A 15,423-nucleotide genomic window follows, 5' to 3' on the forward strand; every position below is an offset into this window, starting at 1 on the left:
GCCCCAAAAACACAATTTAAAATAGCCAAGTCGCGGTTCACGTGTCGTCGTATGTTTTTAACGTAAATTTGATCTGTGCAATTTACTGTATAAAAATACAGTAAATTTTGCGAAGGTCAAGAGCAGCAATTGCTATTCGCGACAGTCTGACTCAGCGTGCTAGCTTGTGCTTAAAAGGTCAGCAGAATTTTGCCTATATGATTGCCACCTTCCATGCGGGTGTGGGCGGCACCCACTTCCTCAAAGCTAAATACCTTATCGATGAGTGGGGCAAACTTACCCGCAGCAATGAGCGGATACACCTGCTTTTCAATATCTGCGGCGATTAGCGCTTTTTGTTCGCCACTTTGGGCGCGCAGTGTAGATGCGGTGATGGTGAGGCGCTTCATTAACACAGGTACAAAATTCACCTCAGTGTTAAAGCCTGCTTGAAAAGCGATAAATACAATGCGGCCGTCGTTGGCGGCAAGCTTCAGATCTTTCTGTACATAATCACCGCCGACCATATCGAGAATGACATCCATGCCTTCGCCTGTTGGGGTGTCTGCCAGTTCGCTGACAAAATCGTCGGTTTTATAATTAACGGCTTTCATTGCCCCCAGCGTTTCACACGCGGCGCATTTTTCTGCGCTGCCGGCAGTGGTGTAAACATGGGCGCCAATGGCTTTTGCAAGTTGGATGGCGGTGGTGCCGATGCCACTGCTGCCACCGTGCACTAAAAAGTTTTCCCCGGCTTTTAAATGGCAGCGCTGAAACACATTGTGCCAAACCGTGAACAAAGCCTCGGGTAAGGCGGCGGCGTCGCGAATACTAACGCCCTTTGGGATAGGCAGGCATTGGCTGGCAGGTGCCACCGTATAGTCGGCATAGCCGCCGCCATTGCATAACGCGCAAATCATATCGCCCACTTGCCAGCGGCTAACCTCGCTGCCGACGGCGACAACTTCGCCGGAGACTTCTAAACCTAGCACGGGGCTAGCGCCCGCTGGTGGCGGGTACAAGCCGTAGCGCTGCATTAGATCGGGGCGGTTTATGCCGGCAGCCGCAACTTTTATCAGTATTTCGTTGGCGTCGGGGCTGGGCATTGCTTCGGTGTTAATGCTTAGGCTGTGGTCATCTTTATTTACACTAACAATACGGCGGGTAGTGGGGGTGCTCATAGTCGTCCTCCTGATTGTTAAGGTGGTAAGATCAGCGCGGAATTTTAGCTGCGATCTGATACTGGATTTGACGATGATTATGACGGACTACAGCAGGCATTCACAGCGGGGAGTATTTTGGTATGGCTGAGCAAAAATCACTTTTAATTGTCGGCTGTGGTGATATCGGCAATGGTTTGGCAGACATTTATCTGGCCAGAGATTGGCGGGTCGACGGGCTGCGCCGCAACACTGATAAACTTGCAATGGGGGTGACAGCGCTAAGCGCAGACGTTTGCGATCCGCAAAGTGTGGCGCAGTTGGGGCCATTACGTGCCGATTATGTGGTGATTACACTGACGCCCGCCGGTTACGGCCCAGAGGGCTATCGCAAGGTATTTGAAGACGGGCTGAACAATGTATTGGCGGCGATGGCAGTGCCACCGAAGTTGCTGTTGTTTGTGTCGAGCACCGGGGTGTACGCCCAAGCGAACCACGAGTGGATCGATGAGCAAAGTGCAACTGAGCCAGATCGTTTTTCAGGTCAGAATTTATTGAAGGCCGAACAAATTGTCGCCGCCACCCAGTGGCCTTATACCAATATTCGTTTTGGTGGCATATACGGCAGCGGGCGTTTGCAAATGCTAGGTAAGGTGCTGGAGGGTGATTGTGCGCCGGCTGAGCCCCTACATTACACCAATAGAATTCACCGCGATGATTGTGTTGGGTTTTTAAGTCATTTAATCGACAAAGCCGAGGCAGCAGAGGCCATACAGCCTTGTTATCTGGGTGTCGATGATGAGCCAGCGAGTATTCAAGACGTACAGTCGTGGTTGGCTGACGAGCTGAATGTGGTCTATGCAAGCAAAGGTCAGCCGGTTGCAAGGACCGGTAGTAAGCGCTGTTCAAATACGTTGTTAAGAGAAAGTGGCTACCAATTAAAATTCCCAACGTTTAGGCAGGGATTTGTACCTGTGTTGGAAGAGTGGCGTAAATCTGAGGAAAAATAGCAGGGCGTTGGGCCGATTATCTCGGCCCGATATGCATTTTACAGTGCCAAAATGACTTCAACTTCAATCATGGCGCCGCGGGGTAGTGCCGCGACTTGAACGCAGGCGCGAGCAGGATAAGGCTGGGCAAAAAACTGCGCCATGACCTCGTTAACCTGTGCGAATACGCTGAGATCGGTCAGCGAAATATTGACCTTGGCGGCGTCATTTAATGCGCCGCCAGCCGCTTCGGCCACGGCAGACAAATTCTTAAACACTTGGATCGCCTGCTCTTTAATCCCGCCCTCAATCATTTCCATTGTTTCTGGAATCAAGGGAATTTGGCCTGACAGATATACCGTGTCACCGACTTTAACGGCCTGGGAGTAGGTGCCGATAGCTTGCGGGGCGTTGGCGGTGCTAATGATTTCTTTTTTGCTCATGGTGGCTCCTGATTGATAAGTCTGATGTCGGGAGTCGGACGTCAGACGAAAAAGCGGGTTTGCTGGCGGCGTCCGACACCAGACGGCTGACTGTCCCCTAATGTCTTTCCCTTGTTACTTTAATCACCGCTGGAATATTGCGAATTCTGCGCATTACATTGGCTAAGTGTACCCGCGAGCGCACACCAACCACGAGGTGAATGGTACTGATTTTGGGGTTTTCTTCTTCTACGCTGATTTTCTCTATGCTGCCGTCAGCGCCGTTTACACGCGTTGCCAACACGGCAATTATCCCGCGCTGTTTGCTGATTTCAATTTTCATTTCTACTGAGAAATCGCGGTCGATATTGTCGGCCCAGCTCAGCGGCACGACGCGCTCAGGCTGACTGCTAAGCTCGATGCTGTTGTGGCAGTTTTCACAGTGCACCACCACGCCCTTTTCTGAGCTGACGATGCCGACGATATGGTCGCCGGGAATGGGGTAGCAGCAGCGCGCGAAGTTGACCAAAAACCCTTCAGTGCCGTGAATGACCATTGACTGTCTGGTGAGCGGCGCGCGGAGTTTGTCATCGCCTTCGCGGATTTCATCGCGCAGATTGACTAGTTGGCGCGCGGTTAAATACGCGACGCGGTTACCCATGCCGATCTGTTCGTAAATATTGTCGGTGGATTTGGCGTGGGTGGAGTCGACCAGTTGCAGCAAATGCTTGTCTTCAATGTCGCTCAGATTTTCGTCCATACTGGCAAGCGCGCGCTCCAACATGCGACGGCCGAGGGTAACCGCTTCGGTTTTGCGCTGATACTTCAGGTAGTGACGAATACCGGTGCGCGCTTTGGCGGTAACCACAAAGTGGAGCCAAGCGGGGTTGGGTTGCGCACCTGGCGTAGTAATCACTTCGACGGTCTGTCCGCTTTGCAAGGTTTCTGACAAGGGCGCTAGGCGACGATTAATGCGGCATGCCACACAGCTATTGCCGATATCGCTGTGTACTGAATAGGCAAAATCGACGGCGGTGGCACCGGCGGGTAGCTCCATAATGTCGCCGCGGGGCGTAAAAACGTAGACCTCGTCGGGGAATAAATCGATTTTAACGCTTTCGATAAACTCTAGGGAGTCGCCGGCGCGCTCCTGCATTTCTAATAAGCCCTGCACCCACTGGCGAGCGCGAGCATGGCTGGAGTTGCGCTTGGGTTCTTGCTCATTGGATTTGTATAGCCAGTGTGCGGCAATGCCGTTATTGGCCATTTCTTCCATTTCGTGGGTGCGGATTTGGATTTCAATCGGCACCCCTTCCAAGCCGAACAACACAGTGTGCAGTGATTGGTAGCCGTTGGCTTTGGGAATGGCGATATAGTCTTTAAATTGCCCTGGCACCGGCTTGTACAAGCCGTGTACGCAGCCGAGCACGCGGTAACAGCTGTCGACTGAGTCGACCACAATGCGAAACGCATAGAGATCCATAATCTCTTTCAGCGACTTTCGCTTGTTGCGCATTTTGCTGTAAACGCTGAAGAGATGTTTCTCGCGGCCGATGACGTTGGCGGAGTGTCCCTCTTCGGTGAGGCAGTTCTCGATATTTTCGCGAATGCTGGTGATGGTTTTTTTGCGGTCGCCAAAGCGGGTGGTAATCGATTTGCGAATTCGTCGAGCACGCATGGGGTGCATCGACATAAACCCCAAGTCCTCAAACTCCACGCGAATATTGTGCATACCCAGTCGCTGGGCAATGGGTGCGTAAATTTCGAGTGTCTCGCGGGCGATGCGGCGACGTTTTTCCGGGGGCATAGCGCCGAGCGTGCGCATGTTGTGAAGCCGGTCAGCGAGCTTCACTAAAATGACGCGTATGTCCTTGGCCATTGCCAGGGCCATTTTTTGAAAGTTCTCTGCTTGCTGCTCTGCTTTCGATTGAAACTCAATCCGCGTCAGCTTAGATACGCCATCAACTAACTCTGCGACCACATCACCGAATTGATCGCTTAAGCCCTGCTTGGTGACATTGGTGTCTTCAATCACGTCATGGAGCATTGCCGCCATTAGGCTTTGAGCGTCCATGTGCATTTCAGAAAGAATGGTTGCCACGGCCAGGGGGTGAGTAACGTAGGGTTCGCCGCTGCGGCGGTTCTGACCTTCGTGGGCTTGTTCGGCGTAATAGTAAGCGCGCCGAACTTGATCTACTTGCTCGGCGGAAAGGTAATCGGAGAGAGATTTTGCTAGGGCGTCAATCGATCCCGCCGGCTCTTTTTTGCCGGGATTGGGATTGAAAAAGCTGTACTGATGCATTGGCGCCCCTAGTAAGACGCAGGATTACAGTGCAGAAGCGCCTAACTCAGCGCTAAGATCCATTTCTGGCTCTTCTACAGCAGTGTTTGCTGCCATCACTTCTTCACGGGTAATTTTGCCTTCAGCAAGTTCGCGCAAGGCAATAACTGTTGGTTTGTCACCCTCTTCAGGAACCAGCGCGTCTTTGCCACCAGTGGCTAGAGCGCGGGCGCGCTTGCTTGCAACCATAACTAATTCAAAGCGGTTATCGACGGCTTGCAAGCAGTCTTCAACAGTAATTCGGGCCATGATGTATATCCTGCGTACTAAATAAAATCAGCGCACAAATTGCGCGCTGTTAATTAGACAATAGTTTAACAAATAGCCAGCGCTTATGACAGTAGTGCAGAAAGTAATGCGGCGTGGCGTTGCTGTTGGCTCGCCAGCGTGAGGCGATGACTGCGAACAATGGCTTCTAAATCGGCAAGCGCGGTATCGAAATCATCGTTGATAACCACGTAATCGCCTTCAACAAAGTGTGACATTTCCGCGACGGCGGCATCCATGCGGCGTTGAATCACAGCGCCGTCATCTTGGCCGCGACCCGTTAGGCGCTCATTCAAGGCCTCTTTCGATGGCGGCATAATAAAAATGGCTACGGTATCGGGCATTAAATGCCGAACTTGTTGGGCGCCCTGCCAATCAATCTCCAGAATGACATCCTCACCCGCAGCAAGCTGTGACTCAACCCAGCGTTGCGATGTGCCATAGAAATTGTCAAAGACCTGCGCGTGCTCAAGAAAAGCAGCCGAATTTAGCATCTGCTCAAACTCAGCGTGGCTAACAAAATGGTAGTTCACACCATCCACTTCACCGGGCCGCATCGGTCGCGTGGTATGCGATACCGACACACCAAGCCTCGGCGTGCGCGCCAGTAACTTGGCAACTAAGCTGGTTTTGCCAGCACCAGACGGCGCAGAAATAGTATAGAGCGTACCTTGGCTGTGCATAGCGAAAAGGGCGTCCTTTGTATCGTGTTCGCGTCGTTGGGCGCGAGAGAGATTAGGGATTATACGACCTGATTGGTGGGGCGTCACGGGCTGTTAAAGCGAAAGATAGCGCGGGGCAACGTGTTTATGTATTTTGCTGTGAATAAAAGGCAGTATAGATTTTTCGGTCGAAATGATGGGTCGTGTCGCTAAGTTCACGCAATTTAGGTTTCGAATAGTTATTAGTGCTTAAACTGACTTTGCTATTTGGTCGGAAGTTACTAGTTTCTCACGAGTATTTTTAGGGCATTGAACACATTGTAGCAAGGTAGCTGAGGTATTTAATGGCGGTAAACTTATGGACAAAAGAGCAGCTTAAACTAGCATTTTATCTTTATTGCCAGCTCCCCTTTGGGAAGCTACATCGGGGAACTAACGACATAGTCGAGCTGGCTGAAATGATTGGACGAACACCGTCCGCAGTTAGCTTGAAGTTGGTAAATTTAGCCAGTCTTGATCCTGCAATTCGTAATTCAGGTCGGAGCGGCATGATGAACGTTTCTAAATTAGATCGAGAGATTTGGGACGAATTTCATGCTGATTGGGAAGGCTTATTAGATGAGTGTAGCCAACTGATCGCTAAGTGGAGAGAAGGTAAAGTGGGGAGCGGTGATGTTGCGGGAGCTGAAGCTGTAAGTGATTTCCAAGGGGAGATGAGATCAGTCTTGACTGAGCAAAGAATAGGGCAGCGTTTTTTCCGACGTTCGGTTTTGGCCGCTTATAAAAGTCGATGCTGTATTTCCGGACTAGATGTTCCCCAGTTACTAGTTGCTAGTCATATTGTGCCCTGGAGTGAGGATAAATTGAATCGGCTTAATCCGGGGAATGGCCTTTGCTTATCGGCGCTTTATGATCGGGCTTTTGATCAGGGCTTTATTACGGTGGATGAAAACTGGCGCTTGCTTGTGTCTGGTGAACTAAAGCAGCGGTCTAGCGCTGTAGTTCAAGCAAGCTTTATTGCCATAGAGGGACAGGCAATCGAAATGCCCGAGCGGTTTATGCCAACTTCTGCTTTCATGGAGTGGCATAGAGATAATGTTTATTTAACGTAGTCGCCCCGTTTTCGTTTTGACTCGATCACTCAATATTCTGAATCTGTTCCCGCATCTGTTCTATCAATACTTTCAATTCCACTGCCGCCTGCGTGCTTTCTGCAACCACTGCCTTTGATGACAGGGTGTTGGCTTCGCGGTTGAGCTCTTGCATAAAGAAGTCTAGGCGTCGGCCGCTGGCGCCACCTTTTTTAAGGACGCGTCGCACTTCTTTGACGTGGGTGTCTAGGCGGTCTAGTTCTTCGTCTACGTCGGCTTTTTGGGCGATTAGTGCGATTTCGGCTTCTAGTCGGCTTGGGTCGAGTTCGACTTGGAGTTCGGCTAGGCGCTGTTGAAGTTTGTCGCGTTGCGCGGCGACGATACTGGGCATTTTGCTGCGAATATCGGTGACGATGTCGTTGATGGTATCCAGGCGTTGTTCGATCAATTGCGCGAGTGCGTCGCCTTCTCGTTGGCGGGTGGCAATATGTTCGTTCAACGCGGTGTCGAAACCTTCTAACAGTTGTTTGCTAAGTGCGTCGTTGTCTAGCGTTTGTGGTTCGAGTACGCCGGGCCAGCGCAGTAGGTCTAAGATGTTGACGGGCGCGGTATGGGCGATGTGTGCTTTTAGGCCGTTGGCAGCATTGAGTATTTGATTGGCTAGTTCGTCATTGAGCTGCAATGCTTGTTGCTGATTTTGCTGCTGTACGCGCAGTGCGCATTCTACTTTGCCGCGCTGAAGCTTGTTGCGCAAGGCGTCGCGCAGGCTGGGTTCTAACTGGCGCCAGTTCTCGGGAAGTTTGAATGACAGTTCTAGGTAGCGGTGGTTAACAGAGCGCAGCTCCCAAGTGACACTGCCCCAAGGGTATTCAAAACGTTGGTGGGCAAAGGCGGTCATACTGCTGGTAGTCAAAGGATTCCCCTGCTTTTGTCAGTGTTTAGGCGACATAGTGTAAGCCTAAACGCCCTGCAATGGCGAAAAGTTCGTGGGGAAAGTTAGCCCGTGATGAATGAAATGGTTGACGAGGTTTTTATGTTTGCTGGCAATTCTGGCGGATATATCTTGTGCTTTCTGGCAGGTTTTGACGTGTTGGCTGCGGCTAGCGGTTATACTGTGGGCTTCAGAAGAAGGAGAGCAATATGACGGTAGTAAGGCCTAGTGAGCGCGCTTACGATGAAAAACGGGCATTGCGAATTACGCGCAATTTTACCTGCCACGCCGAGGGTTCGGTGTTAATTGAGATGGGTGACACCAAAGTTATTTGCACGGCCTCTGTACAGAACAGTGTGCCGGGCTTTTTGCGAGGTAAGGGCCAAGGTTGGGTAACGGCGGAATACGGCATGTTGCCGCGATCTACCGGCAGCCGCATGGATCGCGAAGCCGCGCGGGGTAAGCAGAGCGGCCGCACACAAGAAATTCAGCGCCTTATCGGTCGTTCTTTGCGCGCCGCGATTGATTTGACGATGTTGGGCGAAAACACCATTTATTTGGATTGCGATGTTATTCAGGCTGACGGTGGTACGCGCACGGCGTCAATTACCGGCGCGTATATTGCGCTGGCCGATGCAGTTGCAAAATTACAGGCCGATGGCTTGATTACTGGCAACCCCCTGCAGCAGCAGGTGGCGGCAATTTCTGTTGGTGTTTATCAGGGCGCGCCGGTACTGGATTTGGATTACGCCGAAGATTCTACCGCTGAAACGGATATGAATGTGGTGATGGATGATAAGGGCGGTGTTATTGAAGTTCAGGGAACCGCAGAAGGGGCCACGTTTAGTCGCACCGAAATGAACGCAATGATGGATTTAGCAGAGAAAGGGATTGCTGAGCTTATTGCGGCGCAGAAGGAGGCGCTGAAGGCTTGACGGGAGCGGTGATTCCGGAGTCCAGAATAATGCCGCGCAAGGCGGGAAAGGCGAGGATCGTGGCCTTACCTCTCCCGCCTTCTGTTCAGCATCAAGCCAGCTTAAAACGGGCTCTCTGGTAGCTCAAAGTCGTAATCCATAATGACAGGCGCGTGCTTACCAAATTCTTGCACTTTGTAGATGGCGCCGTATTCCACCCGAGGCGTTATGTGCTCGGATGTAATCTGCATATCTACTCGCCAGCCGTTGGTGCCGGGCTCGCCATCTGGCCACCAGCTAAACTCATCGGCATCGGTGTTTACAAGGCGGAAGGCGTCTGCGTAGTGCTGTTCGCGGAAAAGGCGATCCAGCCATTGCTGTTCTTCTGCCAGACTGCCTGGCTTGCCGTGGTTACCGCGGACATCTTGGATGTCGATGGCGCGATGAGCAATATTCCAGTTACCGCAAATGATAAAGTCGCGGCGCTTATTGCGCACTTTGGTCAGGTGGTTCAAATACTGTTCAAAGAACTGATTTTTACGGATTAAGCCGGCGCTGTCGCCCTCTTCGGCAAACGGCGCTAACAAACTGCCAATACTAATATTGTCGTAGTCAGCCTGAATGTAGAGGCCGTCCATGTCGAAGTCTAAAAAGCCGAGGCCGGTCATGATGGCTTTGGGTAGTTGACGGCAATAAATCGCCACGCCGTTGTGTTTGCCGTCGGCGGCATCGAAGAAGTAAGGGTTGTAGTCGCGGGGGAAGTAAACGTCGTCGCGGAGTTTATATTCGGCTATGCCTAGATTTTGGATGCAGATAATATCCGCGTCTTGTTTAGTGACCCAGTCAAAAAAGCCTTTCTTGGCGGCATCTACAATGCTGTCAGCACAAAAGCTGATGATTCTCATGTGTTTCCTATCGCGTCGATCAGGGCCAGTGTCTTGGCTTCAGTGTAAGCAGTCTCAGCGGCAAGGTGGGCCAAGCTAAGATGGTTAAATACTATTAAGTGAGCGTATTCAGGGTTTTAGATATAAACAGGGGCTTAGACTACAATGAAACCCCAACGACAACAATCACGGCGGCTAATATCTGCCAAAAAACACCTCATTTCTCACTGCCACCCAGCGCAGATCAGGGCATTTGTGTGCAATTGCCGTCTATTGTGAGATTTTTAGTAGTAGCTTTCTAAAACAGGTGCGTAAAATGGCGGCCGAAACGTTCACCGAGTTTTTTTGAGGGTGCAGATGAGTATTCAGAAATACCAACAGCAATTTATTGAGCAGGCCATTGCGAGTGAGGCGCTTTGCTTTGGCGAGTTTACACTGAAGTCGGGGCGCATTAGTCCGTATTTTTTTAATGCAGGCCGGTTTAGTAGCGGCGTGGCATTGGCGGCACTTGGTCGCTGTTATGCCGATGCCATTATGGCATCTGGCGTCGAGTTTGACGTGTTATTTGGCCCTGCTTATAAAGGTATTCCATTAGCAGCCGTTACAGCGTGTGCGCTGGCAGATCATCATCTGCGCGATGTGCCTTTTGCCTATAATCGCAAAGAGAAAAAGGATCACGGTGAGGGCGGCACGCTTGTGGGCGCTACTTTGCAGGGCAGGGTGCTGATTATTGACGATGTTATTACGGCTGGCACTGCCATTCGTGAAGCCATTTCAATGATCGAGTCAGCGGGTGCTGACGTAGCAGGTGTGGCAATCGGTTTGGATCGGCAGGAGCGCGGTCAGGGTGAGCGCTCGGCTATTCAGGAGCTGGAGCAAGATGCTTCGCTCTCGGTCATTAGCATTGTCGGTTTGAATGATATTGTTAATTACTTGTCTACTGCTGCGACTGATGATGACTTAGTGGGTCGTATCAATGCCTATCGCGAACGCTACGGTGTTGAGGTATAAGGCGCAATAGAGCATATTTGTTAGGATCTGAGTTTGTGGAGCAAGGGTGTGGCTGTGAGTCGCTGGGTATTATTGGGTGCAATGATTTTTGTGGGAGCGTCGGAGTTGTCGGCGGAAACCCTCTATTATCGTTATCCAGGCGTTAACGGCACGGTGGTGATTGATAGCAGTGTGCCGCCAGAGGCGGTTCCCCGCGGTTATGATGTAATTCGTGTTGACGGCTCGGTGGTTAAAACCGTGGCACCTAAGTTGAGCGATGCCGAGCTTAAGTCGCGCGAGTTAGAGCAGGAAGTTGCGGCGGCAAGGGCTGAGGCCGACGCTAAAACACGTAAATGGGATCAGTCACTATTGCTGCGCTACAGCAGCATACAAGATATTGAAGTGGCGAAAGTGCGCGCCATTAACGATATAAAAGTGCGTATATCGATTCTGAAAAGCAATTTGTCGACGATTAAGCAGCAGATCCTAAACAATCAGAGCGAAGCCGCTGAGTTAGAGCGGCGAGGACAGGATGTCCCTTCGGCGTTAGTGGACACTCTGGCGTCGTTGCGACGCGAAGTGACGACAACCGAGCAGCATATTAATAGCCGCGTGCAAGATCTAAGTGATGTTGCTAAAAACTACGAGCGCGATAAAGATCGCTTCTCGCACTTGCAAGCTCAAGCTCAGAAGCGTTTGCAATACTACGATCCAGCCGAATAAATTCGACTGTTAGTTTAGCGAAAAATTGCTGCGCTTAGCTGCTGCCATTGCTCGTCCCAGTGCTCTGTTGGGCGGCGTTTAAAATCACTGCGTACAAATTGGCCAATGCGCCCCTCGGCTGCCGACAGCAGCAGATTGGCGGTGCTATTGGCGGTAATCACGGTGCGCAAGCCCTCACGCAACTCCGCTTCTCGCAATATTGTTTTTAGCTGCGTTTCTAAACGATCATAGAATTGCACAACCCGATTGCGCAGGCGCTCGTTTTCACCGGCGAGGGCGTCGCCATTAAAAATTCGGGTAATGCCAGGATTGCGTTCAGTAAAGGTCAGCAACAGCTGCAGAATATGACCGAGCTGAGCGAGGCTTTTATCCTCTTCATTCATAATCAATGTGACACGACTGAAGATAGATTCTTCGACAAACTCAATAAGCCCTTCAAACATTTTTGCCTTGCTCGGGAAATGCCGGTATAGGGCTGCTTCCGAAACCCCAACCTCAGCTGCTAGCTTGGCGGTGGTTATGCGGGTGCCCGGTTGGGTTTCCAGCATGGTGGCGAGGGCTTGGAGAATTTCATCGCGTCGTGAAGGACGTTTGTTCATAGGGCGTAGCTGACCTTATTGGGCGCTAGGCCCTCTCTAAATAGCTTGATTAATCGAGTAATTTTTTGACGTTGGTGATGAGTGTGCCAACGCCGGTATCGGTGAAAATTTCTAACAATACGGCGTGGGGAACGCGGCCATCAATGATATGGGCGCTGGTCACACCGGCGTTTACGGCAGATAGCGCGCAACCGATTTTTGGCAGCATGCCGCCGTAGATGGTGCCATCGGCAATCAGCGCGTCGACTTGCTCAGTGCTCAGGCCGGTTAATACTTTGCCTGATTTATCCATTAGGCCTTCGATGTTAGTTAACAGCATCAGCTTCTCGGCTTTTAATACTTCTGCAATCTTACCCGCCACTAAGTCAGCGTTGATATTGTAGGAGGCGCCATCGGGGCCCACGCCAATTGGTGCAATAATCGGAATAAAGTCGCTGTTAATTAGCATGTCCAGGACTTCGGTATTAATTGCCTCAACTTCACCGACGTGGCCAATATCAATAATTTCGGTTTTTGCTAAGTCGGGGGTGCGCTGGGTTACTTTGAGCTTTTTGGCGCGAATTAACTGGCCATCTTTACCGGTTAAGCCAATGGCTTTGCCGCCATTGCGGTTTAGCAGGGAAACAATTTCTTTGTTAACAGAGCCGCCGAGTACCATTTCAACTACGTCCATGGTGGCGGTGTCGGTAACGCGCATGCCGTCGACAAAATGCGATTCAATCGCCAGGCGCTTAAGTAGGTCGCCTATTTGCGGTCCGCCGCCGTGCACGACAATCGGGTTCATACCGACCAACTTCATGAGCACGATGTCGCGGGCAAACTGTTCCTTAAGTTTGTCGTCGATCATGGCATTGCCGCCAAACTTGACCACAATCGTTTTATTGGTGAAGCGTTGGATATAGGGCAAAGCTTCGGTAAGAACGCGGGCGACATCACCTGCGGCGGAGCGACTCATAGACATGGCGTGTTCTCGTAAAGTCGGTGGCAAAAAAAGGACGCCTATTAAAGACTATCTACTAGCGTTGGATCAATCCTTAGCAGCAATTCCTTGAAGTCATTTTGTATGCGTTTCATAGAGGACTCACTATCCGCCTCAAAGCGCATGGTTATAGCGGGGCCAGTATTTGAGGCGCGAATTAAGCCCCAGCCGTGCCTGAACTCTACCCTCAGGCCGTCAATATTGATAAGCCCTGCATCGGCGAATTTTTGGTTCTCGGTGAAGGTTTCAATAATGGCGAATTTACGCTCATCGGCAACAGGAATCAAAATCTCTGGGCTGCTAACGAGGCTGGCTTGGCTGTCTAATGCGTCATCCATTGTTAGGCCTGATAAGGTGAGTATTTCCAATAAGCGGGCGGCGGTATACATGCCGTCGTCAAAACCATACCAGCGGTCTTTATAGAAAATATGACCTGAGAATTCTCCGCCAAGCAAGGCGCCGGTTTCTGCCATTTTTTGTTTCATATAGGAGTGGCCGCATTTCCACATAGTGGGGCGGCCACCGCAATCGACGATAAGTTCAGGCAGTAGGCGCGAACATTTGACGTCAAATAGGATTTCAGCGCCTGGATTGCGCGTTACGATGTCATTGGCGAGCACCATCAATAACTGGTCTGCTGAAGGGCAGCGACCTTGGGCGCTGACGATGGCGACGCGATCGCCATCGCCGTCAAAGGCGATACCAAGGTCGGCGCCATGTTCTGCTACTGCGGCTTTAAGTGCGCTCAGATTGCTTTCAATGGTTGGGTCTGGCGCGTGATTTGGGAAGTTGCCGTCAGTCTCACAAAAGAGTGGGATGACCTCGCAGCCGAGCTCTTCAAACAGGGCGGGCGCAATATTAGAGGTTGCACCATTGCCGGCATCGATGACGACTTTAAGTGATTGGGCGATGACGACGTCACCTATAATACGGTCGATATAGCGTTGCTCAATGCTGTCGCTAGTGCGGTTGCCGTTGCCGCTGGTGAAGTCTTGAGCCTCTATGCGCTGTCGCAGCGTTTGGATGTCTTGTGACGTTAAGGACTTAAATTCCAAGCTAATTTTCATGCCGTTATACTCGCCGGCGTTGTGGCTACCGGTGATCATGATGGCATTGCCAATGTTTAAATCTTGGCAGGCGTAGTGCAGCATTGGTGTGGCGATGAGGCCGAGGTCGATAACGTCAATACCGGTGCTGAGTAAGCCTTTGACCAGTGCCTCATGAATTCTGGGGCTGCTTAAGCGGCCATCGCGGCCCAAAAGCAATTTGCTTTGGCTTCGACTTAAAGCTTCGCTGCCGACCGATTTGCCAATGGCAAAGCAAGCGTTGTCGTCTAGTTCAGTTTCGGCGATACCGCGAATATCGTAGGCGCGAAACGAGTTGACTGAGATGGTCGATGTGGCCGCTTTATTTTTACTGCCGGCCTTTTCAGTACTTAACTCGGGAAGTGGTGGTGCGCCGTCGGGCGCGGGGAAATTATCACGTTTGGCGGTTCTATTTTGTCGGTCTGCGCTAAGTTTTTTCGCTAGAACCTGTTCTAGGCTGGGTTCGGGATCCGCTTTTTCGAGATCCGATTTTGGCGTCTTGCTCGGGCTTTTCTCCGCTACCGGAATTTGATAACTACGCAGGAAAAAGATGGCGTGACTGCTGGCAATCAATGCGACACAAAGCACGCAGATTAACCACAGTAGGGTGCTGTCTGAGCTCAGGCTTAGCACCGTATTTTCTTGCGGGTAAATCTGTAGTGTCCAGCCGGGAACCGACAGTGGTCGACTCTGCATGACATTTGGGTAAGCAATTGCCGATGGTTTGATGACACTGTCGCTGCGCGATTTATATGTTTGGATTAGCTCAACGCTAACGGCATTGCCCGCTAGGCTATTTAACATTTTTTCGAAATAGTTGGCGTTGAATGTGACGTATATTGCGCCGCGTTTGCTGGCAGTTTTAACGAAGGAGATTAGCCACTCATCGTTATGTTTGTAGGCTTCGATAATTAGCTTTTGCTGCTCAATGCTCTTGCGCAGCATATCGATTTCAATATTATTCCGTAGCCGCAAGGTCTCACTGCGCTCGTCGGCAATACCCTGATTGCCGATGTAGATGATTTTGGTATCTTGGGCTTCGGGAAATGCGCGCTTGAGGTTTTTCGACAACACACTGTCATCGCTAATATTGCCTTGTTGTAAAGCATCTATAAGTTCTTGGCTCTTGCTTTGTTCTGTGACGCGGGACCCAAGCTGGTCTATTGCGTCGCGCACGATACCGCGCTGATGATCTGCGATGTTGGATGTGACGGTATCGATACGCTGGGTTAAGGCGCGCGGCTCTTCATAGTGTTGTATCCAGTAGAACGCAGCGAATACCAGGCCGATGGAAAATATGGCAGATAGCAGGATGTCACGCTGATTAGCGGAAAATCGTTGGGCGACGGCTGGTTTGGTGGCGATGGTCTCGGACGCTTTTTTTCTCATTGTCGTAGTTATCTGATC

At 51.1% G+C, this 15,423-nt stretch carries 15 protein-coding genes; 5 read left to right on the forward strand and 10 right to left on the reverse strand.

Features of this window, described 5'->3' with window-relative positions; translation table 11 throughout:
• Nucleotides 1–170 precede the first annotated feature (170 nt).
• Nucleotides 171–1,160: an NAD(P)H-quinone oxidoreductase gene (locus tag KXJ70_RS10475; RefSeq protein WP_219043451.1), complete on the reverse strand. Its 990-nt coding sequence runs from the start codon at nt 1,158–1,160 to the stop codon at nt 171–173.
• Nucleotides 1,161–1,282: 122 nt separating this feature from the next.
• Here KXJ70_RS10475 and KXJ70_RS10480 point away from each other — a divergent pair, with 122 nt between their 5' ends.
• Nucleotides 1,283–2,149: an NAD(P)H-binding protein gene (locus KXJ70_RS10480; RefSeq protein ID WP_219043452.1), complete on the forward strand. Its 867-nt coding sequence runs from the start codon at nt 1,283–1,285 to the stop codon at nt 2,147–2,149.
• 38 nt (nt 2,150–2,187) lie between these two features.
• Here KXJ70_RS10480 and KXJ70_RS10485 read toward each other — a convergent pair whose 3' ends face one another.
• The 4 genes from KXJ70_RS10485 to gmk all read right to left on the reverse strand — a co-directional run bounded on the left by KXJ70_RS10485 (nt 2,188) and on the right by gmk (nt 5,841).
• On the reverse strand, nt 2,188–2,571 hold the full coding sequence (locus tag KXJ70_RS10485) for a RidA family protein (protein ID WP_219043453.1): 384 nt from the start codon (nt 2,569–2,571) through the stop codon (nt 2,188–2,190).
• A 97-nt stretch (nt 2,572–2,668) separates the two neighbouring features.
• The gene (locus KXJ70_RS10490) at nt 2,669–4,852 is read right to left on the reverse strand and encodes a RelA/SpoT family protein (RefSeq protein WP_219043454.1); all 2,184 of its coding nucleotides are present in this window, start codon (nt 4,850–4,852) and stop codon (nt 2,669–2,671) included.
• A gap of 24 nt (nt 4,853–4,876) precedes the next feature.
• Nucleotides 4,877–5,140, reverse strand: a complete 264-nt coding sequence (gene rpoZ / locus KXJ70_RS10495) for a DNA-directed RNA polymerase subunit omega (protein ID WP_219043455.1) — start codon at nt 5,138–5,140, stop codon at nt 4,877–4,879.
• Between the two features lie 83 nt (nt 5,141–5,223).
• Entirely contained in the window at nt 5,224–5,841 is a 618-nt protein-coding gene (gene gmk / locus KXJ70_RS10500) for a guanylate kinase (RefSeq protein WP_219043456.1), read from the reverse strand.
• Nucleotides 5,842–6,164: 323 nt separating this feature from the next.
• Between gmk and KXJ70_RS10505 the strand changes: the two genes are divergently transcribed.
• Entirely contained in the window at nt 6,165–6,932 is a 768-nt protein-coding gene (locus KXJ70_RS10505) for an HNH endonuclease (RefSeq protein ID WP_219043457.1), read from the forward strand.
• A gap of 25 nt (nt 6,933–6,957) precedes the next feature.
• On the opposite strand, the gene KXJ70_RS10510 is transcribed toward KXJ70_RS10505, so the two are convergent.
• Nucleotides 6,958–7,809, reverse strand: coding sequence for a YicC/YloC family endoribonuclease (locus KXJ70_RS10510; RefSeq protein ID WP_219043687.1), 852 nt, complete (start codon nt 7,807–7,809; stop codon nt 6,958–6,960).
• Between the two features lie 242 nt (nt 7,810–8,051).
• Here KXJ70_RS10510 and rph point away from each other — a divergent pair, with 242 nt between their 5' ends.
• Nucleotides 8,052–8,777, forward strand: coding sequence for a ribonuclease PH (gene rph, locus KXJ70_RS10515; protein WP_219043458.1), 726 nt, complete (start codon nt 8,052–8,054; stop codon nt 8,775–8,777).
• 101 nt (nt 8,778–8,878) lie between these two features.
• On the opposite strand, the gene KXJ70_RS10520 is transcribed toward rph, so the two are convergent.
• Nucleotides 8,879–9,661 (reverse strand): exodeoxyribonuclease III, encoded by a 783-nt coding sequence (locus tag KXJ70_RS10520; protein ID WP_219043459.1) that lies wholly within the window; start codon nt 9,659–9,661, stop codon nt 8,879–8,881.
• Between the two features lie 336 nt (nt 9,662–9,997).
• Here KXJ70_RS10520 and pyrE point away from each other — a divergent pair, with 336 nt between their 5' ends.
• Nucleotides 9,998–10,651: an orotate phosphoribosyltransferase gene (gene pyrE, locus KXJ70_RS10525; RefSeq protein WP_219043460.1), complete on the forward strand. Its 654-nt coding sequence runs from the start codon at nt 9,998–10,000 to the stop codon at nt 10,649–10,651.
• A 48-nt stretch (nt 10,652–10,699) separates the two neighbouring features.
• Nucleotides 10,700–11,353: a hypothetical protein gene (locus tag KXJ70_RS10530; protein ID WP_219043461.1), complete on the forward strand. Its 654-nt coding sequence runs from the start codon at nt 10,700–10,702 to the stop codon at nt 11,351–11,353.
• 14 nt (nt 11,354–11,367) lie between these two features.
• Here the strand turns inward: KXJ70_RS10530 and slmA are convergent, their stop codons facing one another.
• The 3 genes from slmA to KXJ70_RS10545 are packed head-to-tail and all read right to left on the reverse strand — an operon-like array spanning nt 11,368 to nt 15,405.
• Nucleotides 11,368–11,952: a nucleoid occlusion factor SlmA gene (slmA, locus tag KXJ70_RS10535; RefSeq protein WP_219043462.1), complete on the reverse strand. Its 585-nt coding sequence runs from the start codon at nt 11,950–11,952 to the stop codon at nt 11,368–11,370.
• Between the two features lie 49 nt (nt 11,953–12,001).
• Nucleotides 12,002–12,913, reverse strand: coding sequence for an acetylglutamate kinase (argB, locus tag KXJ70_RS10540; RefSeq protein WP_219043463.1), 912 nt, complete (start codon nt 12,911–12,913; stop codon nt 12,002–12,004).
• Between the two features lie 41 nt (nt 12,914–12,954).
• Nucleotides 12,955–15,405: a phosphomannomutase/phosphoglucomutase gene (locus KXJ70_RS10545; RefSeq protein ID WP_219043464.1), complete on the reverse strand. Its 2,451-nt coding sequence runs from the start codon at nt 15,403–15,405 to the stop codon at nt 12,955–12,957.
• Between the last annotated feature and the right edge of the window lie 18 nt (nt 15,406–15,423).

This window comes from Zhongshania aquimaris, assembly GCF_019312595.1.
In the GTDB taxonomy this organism is placed as follows: Bacteria; Pseudomonadota; Gammaproteobacteria; order Pseudomonadales; family Spongiibacteraceae; genus Spongiibacter; species Spongiibacter aquimaris.